The sequence below is a fragment of the Rhodanobacter terrae genome, from assembly GCF_042657005.1.
Taxonomy (GTDB): Bacteria; Pseudomonadota; Gammaproteobacteria; order Xanthomonadales; family Rhodanobacteraceae; genus Rhodanobacter; species Rhodanobacter terrae.
In genome coordinates this window covers 111,558-126,285 of sequence record NZ_JBHSNG010000008.1, presented here as the reverse complement: position 1 = coordinate 126,285, position 14,728 = coordinate 111,558, and the positions used below count along the sequence as shown (strand labels likewise).

Annotated in this window: 12 protein-coding genes; 5 read left to right on the top strand and 7 right to left on the bottom strand. The window is 66.8% G+C overall.

The genetic code is table 11. The features are described from left to right. The first annotated feature begins 188 nt into the window (after nt 1-188). From ACFPPB_RS09865 to gnd, 3 genes are all read left to right on the top strand, one after another. Entirely contained in the window at nt 189-1,508 is a 1,320-nt protein-coding gene (locus tag ACFPPB_RS09865; protein WP_377326591.1) for a glucoamylase family protein, read from the top strand. Continuing rightward, entirely contained in the window at nt 1,508-3,031 is a 1,524-nt protein-coding gene (locus ACFPPB_RS09860; protein WP_377326590.1) for a mercuric reductase, read from the top strand. Before ACFPPB_RS09865 ends, ACFPPB_RS09860 begins: the two co-directional genes overlap by 1 nt. A gap of 97 nt (nt 3,032-3,128) precedes the next feature. Further along, a complete protein-coding gene (gene gnd / locus ACFPPB_RS09855) occupies nt 3,129-4,034 on the top strand; it encodes a phosphogluconate dehydrogenase (NAD(+)-dependent, decarboxylating) (protein WP_377326589.1) in 906 nt (301 codons plus the stop codon). 656 nt (nt 4,035-4,690) lie between these two features. On the opposite strand, the gene ACFPPB_RS09850 is transcribed toward gnd, so the two are convergent. The 6 genes from ACFPPB_RS09850 to ACFPPB_RS09825 all read right to left on the bottom strand — a co-directional run bounded on the left by ACFPPB_RS09850 (nt 4,691) and on the right by ACFPPB_RS09825 (nt 8,790). After that, nucleotides 4,691-5,260, bottom strand: coding sequence for a DUF488 domain-containing protein (locus ACFPPB_RS09850; RefSeq protein WP_377326588.1), 570 nt, complete (start codon nt 5,258-5,260; stop codon nt 4,691-4,693). 1 nt (nt 5,261) lies between these two features. Further along, a complete protein-coding gene (locus tag ACFPPB_RS09845; RefSeq protein ID WP_377326587.1) occupies nt 5,262-5,474 on the bottom strand; it encodes a hypervirulence associated TUDOR domain-containing protein in 213 nt (70 codons plus the stop codon). Nucleotides 5,475-5,635: 161 nt separating this feature from the next. Then, nucleotides 5,636-6,340, bottom strand: a complete 705-nt coding sequence (locus tag ACFPPB_RS09840) for a LytR/AlgR family response regulator transcription factor (protein WP_377326622.1) — start codon at nt 6,338-6,340, stop codon at nt 5,636-5,638. Continuing rightward, nucleotides 6,340-7,392, bottom strand: coding sequence for a sensor histidine kinase (locus tag ACFPPB_RS09835; RefSeq protein WP_377326586.1), 1,053 nt, complete (start codon nt 7,390-7,392; stop codon nt 6,340-6,342). Before ACFPPB_RS09835 ends, ACFPPB_RS09840 begins: the two co-directional genes overlap by 1 nt. A gap of 30 nt (nt 7,393-7,422) precedes the next feature. Then, the gene (locus ACFPPB_RS09830; RefSeq protein ID WP_377326585.1) at nt 7,423-8,085 is read right to left on the bottom strand and encodes an alpha/beta hydrolase; all 663 of its coding nucleotides are present in this window, start codon (nt 8,083-8,085) and stop codon (nt 7,423-7,425) included. Nucleotides 8,086-8,145: 60 nt separating this feature from the next. Further along, a complete protein-coding gene (locus ACFPPB_RS09825; RefSeq protein ID WP_377326584.1) occupies nt 8,146-8,790 on the bottom strand; it encodes a cysteine hydrolase family protein in 645 nt (214 codons plus the stop codon). A 121-nt stretch (nt 8,791-8,911) separates the two neighbouring features. Here ACFPPB_RS09825 and ACFPPB_RS09820 point away from each other — a divergent pair, with 121 nt between their 5' ends. Then, entirely contained in the window at nt 8,912-9,868 is a 957-nt protein-coding gene (locus tag ACFPPB_RS09820; protein ID WP_377326583.1) for a GlxA family transcriptional regulator, read from the top strand. A 14-nt stretch (nt 9,869-9,882) separates the two neighbouring features. On the opposite strand, the gene ACFPPB_RS09815 is transcribed toward ACFPPB_RS09820, so the two are convergent. Then, the gene (locus ACFPPB_RS09815) at nt 9,883-12,039 is read right to left on the bottom strand and encodes a prolyl oligopeptidase family serine peptidase (protein ID WP_377326582.1); all 2,157 of its coding nucleotides are present in this window, start codon (nt 12,037-12,039) and stop codon (nt 9,883-9,885) included. Nucleotides 12,040-12,193: 154 nt separating this feature from the next. Between ACFPPB_RS09815 and ACFPPB_RS09810 the strand changes: the two genes are divergently transcribed. Next, nucleotides 12,194-14,641 (top strand): S9 family peptidase, encoded by a 2,448-nt coding sequence (locus ACFPPB_RS09810; protein WP_377326581.1) that lies wholly within the window; start codon nt 12,194-12,196, stop codon nt 14,639-14,641. Nucleotides 14,642-14,728: the final 87 nt, after the last annotated feature.

Below are 14,728 nucleotides of genomic sequence, written 5' to 3'. Positions count from 1 at the left end.
CCGTCGCGTCAACGCGTCGACCTGGGCTTCACCCCACGGCAGAGTAGGATAGCGCGATGAATGACCGAAGCAGACAGCACGGGCGTTTCAACCCCACTTTGGCACGCCGGCCGTCATGCCGCAGGCATGGTGCACCGCGCGGCGGCCCGTCATCGACTGCCGCGGCTTGAGCCGGCGTGGAGTCGCGGATGTCTCGGCTTTGCGCTCTCACGAACGAGGCCTTGCTCGATCGGCTGGAGCGCGCCGCGTTCGATTATTTCCTGCAGAACATGAATCCGCGCAACGGCCTCGTAGCCGATACCTCGCGTGACAACTCGCCCGTCAGCATCGCGGTGGTCGGCTTCGCGCTGACGTCGTATCCGGTGGCGGTGGAGCGGGGCTGGATGGAACGCGGGGATGCGGTGCGGCGCTGCCTCGCGGCGCTGCGCTTCTTCCGTGACAGCGACCAGAGCGGCAGCCCCACGGCGACCGGTTTCGCCGGCTTCTACTACCATTTCCTCGATATCCACACCGGTGCCCGCGTCTGGCAGTCGGAGCTGTCGATGATCGACACTGCGTTGCTGATCGCCGGCGTGCTCGCCGCGAGCGCATATTTCACCGCCGATACGCCGGATGAGGCCGAGCTGCGTGAGTTGGCGGATTTCCTGTATTGGCGCATCGACTGGCGCTGGGCGCAGGATGAGGGCGATACCATCCGGCAAGGCTGGAAACCCGAGTGCGGATTCCTGCATTACGGCTGGGAGGGCTACAGCGAAGCGATCCTGTTGTACGTGCTGGCCATGGGTTCACCCACCCATCCGATCCGCGGCGATTGCTACAAGGCGTGGACGGCCACCTACCAGTGGGAAAACCTGTACGACTACGACTATCTCTACGCAGGCCCGCTGTTCGTGCATCAGTTCTCGCATGCGTGGATAGATTTTCGCGGCATCCGCGACGGCTTCATGTGTGAGAAGCGCTCGGATTATTTCGAGAACAGCCGGCGCGCCGTGCTGATTCAGCGCGAGTACGCACAGCGCAATCCGCACGGATTCGCCGGCTACGATATCGACTGTTGGGGACTGACCGCCTGCGACGGTCCCAGCGATGAGCTGCCGGATGTATCCAACGAAAGGCGCCGCCTGTTCGGTTATGCCGCCCGTGGCGTGCCGTACGGGCCGGACGACGGCACCTTGTCGGCGCCGTCCGTGCTGGCCTCGCTGCCGTTCGCGCCGGAGATCATCCTGAGCGACGTGCGCAACATGATGGCGCGCTACCCGGAAATGCTGACCGCGGACCGGTTCGCCAGCAGCTTCAACCCCTCAGTTGCCGAGGTCGACGGGTCTGCGTGGATTTCCGCGGGGCACTACGGCCTGGACCAGGGCATCGTGCTGCTGATGATAGAGAACCATCGCAGCGGGCTGCCCTGGCGGCTGATGCGCGACTGTCCGTATATCCGCAGTGGGCTGGGTTGCGCGGGCTTTCGCGACGGCTGGCTCCGGCATGCGATTCCCAATGGAGCAGGCTGATGTCGCTGCCTATCGATGCTTCGCCACGCACACCGCAGGATGCATACGAGCGCGAGCGCGCCGCCAATCTGCATCCTGACGTGTGGAGCAATCCCAGGCCTGCGAGCTGCTACCAGCTGGTGATCGTCGGCGGCGGTGCCGCCGGTCTCGCTGCCGCACGATGCGCCGCCGCGCTGGGCGTGAAAGTGGCACTGGTCGAGCGCCATCTGCTTGGCGGCACCTGCCTGAATACGGGGTGCTTGCCGTCGAAGGCGATCATCCGCACCTCGCGGCTGTATGCCGAAATGCGCGATGCGAACCGCTATGGCGCGCAGGTCCCGGACGACATCCGGGTCGACTTCGCCGCCGTGATGGAGCGCGTCCGGCGCATCCGCAGCCATCTCAGCGGCGGCGATTCAGTGCGTCATCTGCTCGCGGCCGGGGTCGACCTGTTCTTCGGCAACGTGGAGTTTTCCGGGGCCGACAGCTTGACGGTCAACGGGGACCAGCTGCGCTTCCGGAAGGCTCTGGTCGCGACCGGGGCGCGTCCGCAGGTTCCATCGATTTCCGGCCTGCGGGAAGCCGGCTTTCTGACCAACGCCAACGTATTCGACCTCCCCGAGCTGCCGTCCCGCCTGCTGGTGATCGGCGGCGGCCCGCTCGGCTGCGAACTCGCCCAGGCGTTCAGCCGGCTCGGTGCGCGAGTCACCATCGTGCAGGACATGCCGCTGTTCCTCGACCGGGAAGAGCGCGACGCGGCGCAGATTCTTTCCGAAGCGTTCGCGCGCGACGGTATCGAGGTGCGGCTGAACACGCAGGCCGTCACGGTGCGCGTGGAGAACGGGGAGAAGCGGATCGACCTGCTCAGCGACGATTACCACAACACGATCGCCGTCGATGCGATCCTGGCCGGCACCGGCCGCGTGCCCAATGTCGAGGGGCTGAATCTGGAAGCGGCCGGCGTCGACTACGCGGCCGGCGACGGCATCCGTGTCGATGATTTCCTGTGCACCAGCAATCCGCGCATCTATGCCGCCGGCGATGTCTGTCTGGAGCACCAGTACACCGACACCGCCACGGTCTCGGCACGCATCGCGGTGCAGAACGCGTTGTTCCGCGGCCGCGAGCGGATGAGCGACCTGGTCATTCCCTGGTGCACTTATACCGATCCGGAAATCGCCCATGTCGGACTCTACGTGCGCGAGGCGAACCGGCAAGGTATTCCGGTGAAGACATTCACCATCCCGATGCACGAGATCGATCGCTCGGTGACTGACAGCGAGGATGGCGGTTTCGTGAAAGTCCATGTCAGGGAGCGCACCGACAAGATCCTGGGCGCCACCATCGTGGCGCGCCATGCCGGCGACATGATCAGTGAGGTCACGCTGGCGATGGTGGCCGGTATCGGCCTGCGCACGCTATCGCGGGTGATACACGCGTATCCCACGCAGGCCGAGGCGGTCCGCTGCGCCGCCGATGCCTACAACCGCACGCGACTGACCCCGCGCATCCGGGCGCGGCTGCGTCGCTGGCTGGCAGGCTGAGGAACCGCCGCACCGCACCTCTGTCACGCCGATTTAATCGGTGGCGCCTCTACAATTCCCTATTTCACATCGGCACTCTCTCAGCACAAGGACAACTATGGAACTCGGCATGATCGGTCTGGGGCGCATGGGCGCCAACATGGCGGAACGTCTGGTCAAGGGCGGCCACAAAGTCAGCGGCTTCGACCCGAACGCCGACGCGCGCAAGGCGGCCGAAGCCGACGGCATTGCGCCGGCGACATCGCTGGAAGCCCTGGTCGGCGCGCTGTCCAGTCCGCGCGTGGTGTGGCTGATGGTACCGGCCGGCAAGATCACCGATGACACCGTCGACGCGCTGTTGCCGCTGCTGGACGAGGGTGACACCGTGATAGACGGCGGCAACTCGAACTACAAGGACAGTTTGCGCCGCGCGCAGCTGTATGCCGACCACGGCCTGGGCTACATCGACTGCGGCACCAGCGGCGGCGTGTGGGGCCTGAAGGAGGGCTACAGCATGATGATCGGCGGCGACGAGAAAGCCGTCGAGGCGCTGCGGCCGATCTTCGAGACGCTGGCGCCGGCCAAGGATCAGGGCTGGGGCCGGGTCGGCCCGGTCGGCTCCGGCCACTACACCAAGATGGTCCACAACGGCATCGAGTACGGCATGATGCAGGCTTATGCCGAGGGCTTCTCCATCCTCAGGCACAAACAGGATTTCGGCCTCGACCTGCACCAGGTCGGTGAGATATGGCGCTACGGCAGCGTGGTGCGTTCATGGCTGCTCGACCTGACCACCGACGCCCTCGGCAAGAACCCGAACATGGATGGCATCGCACCCTACGTCGTCGATTCCGGCGAAGGCCGCTGGACCGTCGACGCCGCACTCGAACTCAACGTACCCGCGCCGGTGATCACCTTGTCGTTGATGGAGCGCTTCCGCTCGCGCGACGACGACTCGTTCGCCGACAAACTGCTGTCCTCGATGCGCAACGAGTTCGGCGGGCACGCGATCAAGAAGGAGTAGGGCGAGCAGCGCCCCGATCTCCCGTAGGAGCCCGCTAGCGGGCGATGCTCCAGTTTTGATTTTTCCTACCGCCATCAGAGCAACGGCATCGCCCGCCAGCGGGCTCCTACACGTGGGGGCGCGCTGCGGGGGTTGGGGCGGGTCGCGTCGGGGCAATGCGTAGCTCAATCTCCCATCCACGATGCGCGCCGGCGATCGTCCTCCGGGGTAGGAGCCCGCTAGCGGGCGATGCTCCAGTTTCGATCTTTCCTACCGCCATCAGAGCAACGGCATCGCCCGCCAGCGGGCTCCTACACGTGGGGGTGCGCTGCGGGGGTTGGGGCGGGTCGCGTCGGGGCAATGCGTAGCTCAATCTCCCATCCACGATGCGCGCCGGCGATCGTCCTCCGGGGTAGGAGCCCGCTAGCGGGCGATGCTCCAGTTTTGATTTTTCCTACCGCCATCAGAGCAACGGCATCGCCCGCCAGCGGGCTCCTACACGTGGGGGTGCGGTGCGGGTTGGGGCGGGTCGCGTTGGGGCAACGCGTAGCTCAATCTCCCATCCACGATGCGCGCCGGCGATCGTCCTCTGGAGTAGGAGCTCGCTAGCGGGCGATGCTCCAGTTTCGATCTTTCCTACCGCCATCAGAGCAAGGGCATCGCCCGCGAGCGGGCTCCTACACGTGGGGGTACGGTGCGGGTTGGGGCGGGTCGCGTCGGGGCAATGCGTAGCTCAATCTCCCATCCACGATGCGCGCCGGCGAGGTGTACGGATGCGCCGTGCTGTGCGTGGCATCGATGATGTGGGTCACCTCGATGCCGCGCAGCTTCAATACGTCGGCGATCAGCGAGCGATGGCAGCTCCACCACACGGCCTCGGCGCACATCAGCGCGGTGCGCCTGGCCGCTGCCAGTATCAGCAGTTCCTGCAACCCCTCGGCAAACTCGGCGCTGGCCAGGTGGTCGGCATACCCCCGGAACGAGGCATTGCGCCACGCGTAGTTGGGCGAACCCGGCTGCACCCTGCGCCGGCCGCCGAGCTTGGGGATCCATTGGTAGGCGATGTCGTGAGCCGGCAGAGTTTCGGCCAGCGCGTCGCGAGCGAAATGCGGATAGCGGCGCGAACCGGGAAACCTGCGCACGTCGGCGATCGCCTCGATCCGGTATTCGGACAGCAGACCGAGAAACTCCTCCAGCGTGCGGGTCGAATGACCGATCGTCCAGATCGTGGCGGGGTCGTCTGGCATCTCAGTCGACCTTGTGCAGCGCCGCGCCCTTGTGCATGGCGATGTGATCCGTCTTGTCGCTCCTGATTTCGTACTGCGGATCATCTTCGCTGCATCGATGCATGTGGCCCTTGTAGTCGATGTCGCGCGTATGCACCTTGATGATCTTTCCGCTCACATGCCCGGCTTCGGAATTCCAGCGCACGTGATCGCCGACTTTGAATTGATGGTTCATGGTGACTCCAGGGATGGGTGATCTGAAGCCCATTGAAACAAGCCGCTTGTCTAGCCGAGGTGGATTCGGGCCGACTGCACGAACCGTGCCGGACCGGTGCGAATTCAATTCCGAAGCGCACCGCTCAAACGGCAAAATCGTTCGCAACAGCCCGTGCATATTCACCCCAGCCGCAACAACTTCCTTACGGCCGGCAAATTGCGCCGGCTGATCTCGGGGCTGAGTTCGGTGCCGTCCAGGCGTGCCAGTACGCGGCCGTCGGCGAGGGTCTTGATGCCGAGCAGGCGCGGGGGTGGCACCACACAGTTGCGATGCAGGCGTATCAGTTGATCCGGGTAGGCTTCCTCCAGCTGGCGCAGTGACTCCTCGATCAGCAGTTCGCCGCGGCGGTGCTTCACCACCACGTACTTTTCGTCGGCGAGCAGGCAGATCACTTCGTTGAGCGCGATGCGGACCTGTTCGCCGCGCATCCTGCCGCGCAGATAGGCGACGGGCTCGCGCGGCTGATCGGCGAGGCGTCGTTGCGCACGCTGCAGCGCGTCGCGCAGCCGTTCCAGCCGCACCGGCTTGAGCAGGTAATCGACCGCGCCCAGTTCGAACGCCTGCAGCGCGTGTGCTTCGTAGGCGGTGCAGAAGATCACCTGGGCCCGCGTGCGCCCCGACAATCGTTGCGCCAGTGCGGTGCCGCTGAGGCCGGGCATGTTGATGTCCAGCAGCAGGACGTCCGGCTGCAGGTCCTCCAGCGAGCCCAGCGCGGTTTCGCCATCGCCCACACTGCCGACGATCTCCACGCCGTCGCACTCGCCCAGCAGCGCGGCCAGGCGCGCGCGTGCCAGCGGCTCGTCGTCGACGATCAGCACGCGCATCATCGCGCTGGTCCGGGCAGGTGCAGCAGCACCACGAAGCGGCCGCCCTGCGGTCCGGCCTGCGCTTTCGCCTGCGCGCCGTAGCGGTAGGCGATGCGCTGCCGCACGCTGTCCAGTCCATGGCCGTTGCCGGGTTCGGCCGGTGTGTCCGGCAGCGGGTTGCTGATCTCGATGCGGATGCCGCGGCCGTCGCGATGTCCCCGCAGGATCACCTCGCCGCCTTCGCGCAACGGCTGGATGCCGTGACGTACCGCGTTCTCCACCAGCGGCTGCAGCAGCAGGCACGGCAGCGGAAAGTCGGCGGGCAGGTCATCCAGCTCGCGCTGCACGCGCAGGCGTCCACCGAGGCGAAGTTGTTCGATCGCCAGATAGCGATCGATCAGCGCCAGCTCGTCGCCCAGGGTGCCGTCGTCGGTGTCGTGCTGGCCCAGCGCGGCGCGGAACAGTTCGGACAGGTCTTCCACCGTGCGTTCGGCCGCGGCCGGGTCGACCCGGATCAGGGCGGCCACCGTATTCATGCTGTTGAACAGGAAATGCGGGCGGATGCGCGCCTGCAGCGCCTCGACCTGGGCGCGGGTCACCGCCGCCAGCCGCGCCTGCCACTGTGCCAGCACATAGAAGTAGCGCAGCATCGCGGTACCGAGCAGAGCGGCGACCAGCACGTTGTCGCGCACGAACACGCGCAGGCTGCTGCGCACCAGGTGCATCTGCAACGCGCCATCGAACCAGTGCGCCACGATGCTGGCGACCAGCACGATCAGCATGATCAGCAGCCACACGCCGACATAGGGCAGGTGCTTCGGCAGGCGCTGCAGCCAGGGCCGCAGCATGCACAGCGTTACCGCCACCACCATGCCCAGCAAGGTCACGAACAGCATGCTGACGCTGTAGGCGGACCAGTCGCGCGGGTCGTCGTGTGCCAGCCACATCACGGTCACGGTCAGCGCGCCCACCACCAGCAGCGCGAACAACGCCGGCAGCTCGCAGAAGTCCGGCAACGGGCTGTGTTCGATGCGGCCGCGCGGGCCGCGGCTGGGCGTCTGGTCGCGCATGCGGGCAAGTATGCCGCATGCGGGCGCGGCTTACGCCAGCCGCTGGCCGAGCCAGCGGCGCAGGTCGCCGATCTCTTCGGCGCAGACCGAGTGGGCCATCGGATAGATATGCCAGTCCACCGTGTAGCCCAGCGATTGCAGCAGATCGCGCGAGTCGGTGCCGCGCTGCAGGATCACCACGGGATCGAGCGTGCCGTGGCCCCAGAAGATCGGCAACGCGGCGTTCGCCGCGTGGCGTTCGCCGGCCAGCGTCGCGAGCAGCGGCAGATAGGTCGACAACGCGATGATGCCGCCCAGCCTCTCCGGATGACGCAGTCCGGCGGCCAGCGCGATCGCTCCGCCCTGGGAGAAGCCGGCCAGGAGAATGTGTTCGCTGGGCACGCCGCGGCCGCGCTCCCGGGCGATCAGGGTTTCCACCTCGCCGATCGACGCGCGCATGCCGGCCTCGTCCTGTCGCGCATGGAGATCGAACGCGGCGATGTCATACCACGCGCGCATCGACAAGCCGTTGTTGATCGTCACCGGCCGCACCGGCGCGTGCGGAAACACGAAACGCAGCGGCGGCCATGCCGGGTCGACCAGCTCCGGCACGATCGGCGCGAAGTCGTTGCCGTCGGCACCCAGGCCATGCAGCCAGATGATGCTGTAGCGCGGGTCGGAGGCGGTTTCGCGTTCGATGGCGGGCAGGGGCATGGATGGTGACATCCGCAATGGCAAGCGTGCATCGTAGCAGCCACCCCTGCGATTGTCGGTTCAGGTCGCCTGTTGTGTTCCCTGTAGCGCCAGGGCGCGCTGGTGCGAGGTGTGGATGGTGTCGCGCTCGGGCAGGGTCTGGTCCGTCACGCAGCCGATCCATTCGTCGGTGTCGAGCACGGCCGCGTAGCGCGACTGCTCGACCACGCTGAATACGCGGTGAATTTCCTCGGCGCTGGCGAAGCCTGCGCGGTTCGCGTAGGACACGCTGCCGGATGCGTCCATCAGGAATTCGACCTGCAGTCCGGCGTCGAACGCGTGCTTGATCGTGGTGTCGTTGCAGTTGTGGGTCATGTAGCCGGTCACGGCCAGCGTGTCGATGCCATGCTGCCGCAGCCACTCGCCCAGGTCGGTGCCGGCGAATGCGCTGGGCAGCTTCTTCTGTATGAAATGCTCGCGCGGGCGGCGGGCGACGATGTCATGCAGCTGCCAGCCGTGCGAGCCGGTGGCGAACAGCGGCGCATCGGCGGGCGCCATCTGCTGCACCACGATCACCGGAATGCCGGCTGCATGCGCGGCATCGATCGCCTTGCCGATCTTTCGCAGCGAGCCCTCGATCGGCGGGTACTCGATACGCAGGCCGCCGGTTTCGTACTCGTTTTGTACGTCGACGACGACGAGTGCGCGGTTGGGGGTGTGGGTCATGGCACGTTACCTCGAGTGGCGGGACGAGTCCGCTGAGCAGATGATCCGCCGTTGCGGCTGTTGCCATGAGTGGCCCGAATGCCATAATTAGTCATTATCGGGCCAACCTGGAGATGACGGCATGACAGCGACGGCGACGCGGGTGGCGATCGTGGCGTTCGACCGGATCCGGCCATTCCACTTGTCGGTACCTTGCGCGGTATTCGGCGAGGCCGCCGGTGCCGAGCAGCTGTTCGACGTGCGGGTATGCGCGGCCGAACCGGGCGAACTGCGCAGCCAGATCGGCTTCAGCATCGGCACGAAGTACGGGCTGGCCGAGCTGGCGCGGGCGCAGGTCGTGGTGGTGCCGTCATGGCGGAATGCGGACGAACCCGCACCGCCCGCACTGCTGGCCGCCTTGCGGCGTGCCCATCGCCGCGGCGCGATGATCGTGGGCTTGTGCCTGGGCGCCTATGTGCTGGCCGAGGCCGGCCTGCTCGACGGTCGCCGCGCCACCACCCACTGGCGCTGGGCCGAACATTTCGCCCGGCGCTTTCCGCAGGTGCGGGTCGATCCGAACGTGTTGTATGTGGACGAAGGCGACGCGCTCACCTCGGCCGGTACCGCGGCCGGCATCGATTGCTGCCTGCATGTGGTGCGCAAGCAGTTCGGCGCGGAGGCCAGCAACCGCATCGCGCGCACCCTGGTGGTGCCGCCGCATCGCCAGGGCAGCCAGGCGCAATACATCGAGCAGCCGGTGCCGGCCTCGGCCGGCGAAGGCCCGCTGGCGAAGACCCTGGACTGGGCCGCGCGCCATCTGGACGCGGCGCACAGCGTGGATTCGCTGGCCGCCAGGGCGTCGATGAGCCGGCGCAGTTTCACCCGGCATTTCCGCCGGCACACCGGCACCACGGTGGGTCGATGGTTGCTGTGGCAGCGGCTCACGCTGGCGCAGCGCCTGCTGGAAACCACTGCCCAGCCGGTCGGGCGGATTGCCGAGCGCGCGGGTTTCGGGTCGCCGCTGTCCTTGCGCCAGCACTTCGACAGCGCGTTCAACACCACGCCGTCGATGTATCGCCGCGAGTTCCGCGGCAGCTGAGAAAGTCCCGTTGCCTATTTCCCGGGCAGCCCGAGCTCATGCGCGAAGAACGTCAGCCCGATTGCCGTGTCGCCGACGCGCTGGCTGAACGGCGCGCCGATGCCGTGGCCGGCATTCATGCGAGTCAGCAGCATGATCGGTTGCGTCGATGAGGTGGTGCTCTGCAGTGCGGCGGTGAATTTGCGCGACTGCCACGGCGCCACCCGCGGATCGTTGGCGCCCGTGGTCGTCAGCACGGCCGGGTAGGCGGTGTGCGGCCGCACGTTCTGCAGCGGCGAATACGCCAGGGTGGCCTTGAACTGCGCCGGATCGCCGACCGTGCCGTATTCGCTGACGTTGTACCGGCCGTTCGCGAACACGGTCTCGTGGCGCAGCATGTCGTGGATGCCGACCTTCGCCATCACCGCGCGGTAGTCGGCCGGATGCTGCACGATCTGCGTGCCCATCAGCAGGCCGCCGTTGCTGGCGCCGAGGATGCCCAGGTGGGCGCGGTCGGTCCAGTGCGTGTCGAACAAGGCCAGCGCGGCGGCGTGGAAGTCGTCGAACACGTTCTGCTTGTGCAGCCGCTGGCCCTGCGCGTGCCAGACCTGGCCGTTCTCGTTGCCGCCGCGGATGTTCGCGTAGGCGAGCACGCCGCCGCGCTCCAGCCAGGCGAGATTCGGCCCGATGAAGCCGGGCTTGATCGGAATATCGAAGCCGCCGTAGCTGTAAAGAATGGTCGGACGCGCACCGTTCGGCGCGATTCCCGCCATCGACAATACGGTCACCGGAATCCGGGTGCCGTCCTTCGACGTGCCGTCGATGCGCTGAACGGTCACCCTGGAATAATCGGCCGCCGGTTTTACTTCGAACACGGTCTTCAGCGTGCCGCTGTGGCCGTCGTATTCCACCCAGTGCTCCGGCGTGGTCCAGCCGCCATAGCTGATCAGCGCCTTGTCCTGGCCGGATTCGGAGGCGATCCCGCCCACGCCGATACCTTGCGCCGGTAGCGGCAGCCGGCGCACGAACCGGGCATCGGCGTCGTACTGCTCGATCCACCAGTCCGGGCCCCAGCTGCGCACCACCAGGAAACCATTGCCCAGTGGGGCGATCTGCTGGATCGCGCCGTCGCGCTGGGCCAGTACCGTCACGGGCCTGCCGTCCGCGCCGATCGCCACGACCTTGCCGCGCGGCGCGTCCTGGAACGATGCGACATATAGACGTCCAGACACCCACGCGGCCGTGCGCACGTTCGCAGCGCGATCGAGCGCGCGCCGGAACGGGTTGCCGTGACGCAGGAAGACCTCGGCCGGGCCGCCGTCGCCGTCGTACGCCAGCACCGCGGCCTGCGCCGTGCCCGGCGCATCCACCAGCACGTATTCGGCGACCTTCGAGTAGTTCTTGCCGAACACCACGGTATCCGCCGTGGCGGCCTGGCCCAGCGTGTGGTGCGCCAGCGTGGCGTTGAACTGCTCCACCGGCTCGCCCGCGGCCGGTGGCGGGAGGCGCACGTAGCTGAAGCCTTTCTCGTCGGCGTCCCAGGCCACGCCCTGCGGCGTGGTGCCGCCGCCGGCCCAGGGCAGCGTGTCGTCCAGCGTCCTGCCGCTGTCGACGTCGAGCACGTGGATCGTGGTCAATTCGCTGCCGCCTTCGGCGGTGCCGTAGGCAAGATAGCGGCCGTGCGGCGACGGCCAGTAGCCGGTGATCGCGGTGCTGCCGCGATCGGCGTTCGGATCGACCAGGGTCTTCGCCGCGCCGCCCGGCCACGCCTGTGCGATCAGTACCGGCTGCGGCTGCGGCGGCGTCTGCTGCAGGTAGAACAGCATGCCTCCGGCCAGCATGGGGCCAGAGCGCGTGGTCGAGGTGATCGCCAGTTGCTGCACGCGAGCGGTGAGCGCCTTGCCCTGCGGCATCGCGGCCAGCTCGGCTTCGGTGTACGCGTTCTGCCCCTTGATCCACTGCCGCACGGCCGGGTCGTCCGGATTTTCCAGCCAGCGGTAAGGATCTTCCACGGTGACGCCATGGATCACGCTGGCGTCGGCGTGTTGCGGCGTCGGCGGCGGCAGCGGCGCGGGGCCGGCGATCAGCGACACATCGCGCGGCGGCCTTTTCTGTTCGGAGAGCGGCAGTTGTGTCGCACAGACGGCGCCGGCGGCGAACAACGTGGCGGCGACGAAGAAGACGAGGCGCATGGCAACTCCGCAACGGATCGGGTTTCGCAGGGTAGCGCGCCGGCGAAGCGACTGCAGCCGGTCCTGCCGCATCCGCGTGCCTGACTTCTGGCACGGTGGGCCGCTTCCGGCTGTGGCGCTCGGTTATGCTGCTTCTTTGCCTTGGGGGAAATCCATGCGCCGACTGCTGCCTGCCGCTCTTGTGGCCTTCGCCGTATTGCCGCTGGCGGCGGCCACCGTGCCCGCACCGGGACCGCTGGACCTGGAGACCATCATGGCCAATCCGGACTGGATCGGGCAGGCGGTGGAGTCGCCGTACTGGAGCGTGGATGGGCGCAGCCTGTATTACTCGCTGAAGCGCGACGGCAGCCCGGTGCGCGATCTGTACAAGGTCGATCCGGCCAGCGGCCAGGGCGAGAAACTCGACCCGGCCGCGATGGCGCAGGCCGACGGGCCGGCGGTGTTCGATCGCGCGCACCGGCATGCGGCGTTCATCCTGCATGGCGATGTGTTTGTGGTCGATCTGGCCAGTGGTCGCCGGCAACAGGTGACCAGCACGCCGCAGAAGGAGTCCGCGCCGCAGTTCTCCGCCGACGGCCGCGTGCTGCAGTACCGTGACGGCAACGACTGGTACAGCTACGATCTCGCCGCCGGCGTCGCCGCACCGGCGGCCGTGCTGAAGTTCGCCGACGACCCGCAGGCCAGGCAGCCCGACGATCTGGGCGAGCTGCAGCTCAAGCTGTTCAAGACCCTGCGCGACATCAAGGCCGACAAGCAGGCCATGCGCGACGAGGACAAGGCGCTGGATGCCGCCGATACGGGCCGTGCGCCGCAGCCGTTCTGGCTGGGCGGCAAGTCCCGGGCGATCGATACCGAACTATCGCCGGATGGTCGCTGGATGCTGGTGGTCACCGTGCCCAAGGATCACGCCAAGGGCGAAGCGCCGAAGGTCAATCATTACGTCACTGACAGCGGCTATACCGAGCCGAGGGACGCGCGCACCTATGTCGGGCGCAACGATCCTGCGGCGCAGTCGCTGCTGCTGCTGGATCTGCGCGATCACCGGCAATACCCGCTGAAGACCGACACGCTGCCTGGCATCAAAGACGACCCGCTCAAGACGATCCGCGCACAGACGGTCGCCGCGCTGGAGAAGGCCGGCAAGGCCGATCAGGCGAAAGCGCTGAAGGCACCCGATGTGCGTGCCGTGCGCATCATCGCCAGGTCGGAAGACGGCGGTGGCGGCGGCATCGTGTGGAGCGACGACGGCAGCCATCTCGCGGTGCAGCTGCGTGCGATCGACAACAAGGATCGCTGGATCGCCAGCGTCGATTTCGGCCGCCACGCACTGGTCGACCAGCAGCGTCTGCATGACGACGCGTGGATCAACTGGAACTTCAACGATTTCGGCTGGCTCAAGGACAACCGCACGTTGTGGTACATGAGCGAGGAGACCGGCTGGTCGCAGCTCTACACCAAGACGCCGGACGGCAAGGCACGAGCCCTGACGAGCGGGCACTACGAAGTCAGCCATCCGCTGCTCAGCGACGACGGCAAGTGGTTCTACGTGCGCACCAACCAGGTCGCGCCGTACAGCTACGATGTCTATCGCCTGCCGGTCGGCGGCGGTGCGCTCAGCCGCATCACGAACTACCAGGGCATGGACGACTTCAAGCTGTCGCCCGACGGCAGTCGGCTCGCCGTGCTGCATTCCTCGCCGTACGTGTTCGCGCAGCTGGCGGTGCAGCCTAGCGGCGGCGGTGCGGCGCGCGAGCTGACCAACACGATGAAGCCGGCGTATACCGCGCATGACTGGATTGCGCCGAAGATCGTCGAGGTGCCGTCCTCGCACGGCGCCGGGGTGATCTACGCGAAGTACTACGGGCCGGCCGACGAGAGCGCTGCAGCGTCACGCCCCGCGGTGATCTTCGTGCACGGCGCCGGCTATCTGCAGGACGTCACGCTGTCGTCCACGTACTACTTCCGCGAGCAGATGTTCCACAACCTGCTGGTGCAGCAGGGCTATGTGGTGCTGGACATGGACTACCGCGCCTCGGAAGGCTACGGCCGCGCGTGGCGTACCGCGATCTACCGCCAGATGGGACACCCGGAACTGGAAGACCTGCTGGACGGCAAGGCGTGGCTGGTCAAAAACCATGGCGTCGATGCGAAGCGTGTCGGCATCTATGGCGGCAGCTACGGCGGCTTCATGACCGAGATGGCGCTGCTGCGCGCACCCGGCGAATTCGCTGCCGGCGCCGCGCTGCGCGCACCATCGGACTGGACCAGCTACAACGACGAATACACCTCCAACATCCTCAACGATCCGCAACTCGATCCCGCGGCGTACCGGACCAGCTCGCCGATCGAGTTTGCGGCGAACCTGCGCGATCCGCTGCTGATCGAGCACGGCCTGATCGACGACAACGTGATGACCAGCGATTCGATCCGCCTGTATCAGCGCTTCATCGAGCTGCACAAGCACAACTTCTGGATCTCGCTGTATCCGATGGAACGGCATGCCTTCGAGCATGCGGATTCGTGGCACGACGAATACCGGCGGATCGACGAGCTGTTCAATACCTATGTGAAGCCGGTCAAGCAGGCTGTCGTCGGCAACTGATCAAGCCATGGCCGGACGTGGGATGGGATAGAGCAGGTCGACCAGCGTCGCGTCGCCGCGTGCGGACACACGGCGACGCAACCTCCG

Coding starts and splice junctions, on each gene's coding strand:
- ACFPPB_RS09865 (WP_377326591.1), top strand. CDS start 189: ATGTCTCGGCTTTGCGCTCTCACGAACGAGGCCTTGCTCGATCGGCTG.
- ACFPPB_RS09860 (WP_377326590.1), top strand. CDS start 1,508: ATGTCGCTGCCTATCGATGCTTCGCCACGCACACCGCAGGATGCATAC.
- gnd (WP_377326589.1), top strand. CDS start 3,129: ATGGAACTCGGCATGATCGGTCTGGGGCGCATGGGCGCCAACATGGCG.
- ACFPPB_RS09850 (WP_377326588.1), bottom strand. CDS start 5,260: ATGCCAGACGACCCCGCCACGATCTGGACGATCGGTCATTCGACCCGC.
- ACFPPB_RS09845 (WP_377326587.1), bottom strand. CDS start 5,474: ATGAACCATCAATTCAAAGTCGGCGATCACGTGCGCTGGAATTCCGAA.
- ACFPPB_RS09840 (WP_377326622.1), bottom strand. CDS start 6,340: ATGCGCGTGCTGATCGTCGACGACGAGCCGCTGGCACGCGCGCGCCTG.
- ACFPPB_RS09835 (WP_377326586.1), bottom strand. CDS start 7,392: ATGCGCGACCAGACGCCCAGCCGCGGCCCGCGCGGCCGCATCGAACAC.
- ACFPPB_RS09830 (WP_377326585.1), bottom strand. CDS start 8,085: ATGCCCCTGCCCGCCATCGAACGCGAAACCGCCTCCGACCCGCGCTAC.
- ACFPPB_RS09825 (WP_377326584.1), bottom strand. CDS start 8,790: ATGACCCACACCCCCAACCGCGCACTCGTCGTCGTCGACGTACAAAAC.
- ACFPPB_RS09820 (WP_377326583.1), top strand. CDS start 8,912: ATGACAGCGACGGCGACGCGGGTGGCGATCGTGGCGTTCGACCGGATC.
- ACFPPB_RS09815 (WP_377326582.1), bottom strand. CDS start 12,039: ATGCGCCTCGTCTTCTTCGTCGCCGCCACGTTGTTCGCCGCCGGCGCC.
- ACFPPB_RS09810 (WP_377326581.1), top strand. CDS start 12,194: ATGCGCCGACTGCTGCCTGCCGCTCTTGTGGCCTTCGCCGTATTGCCG.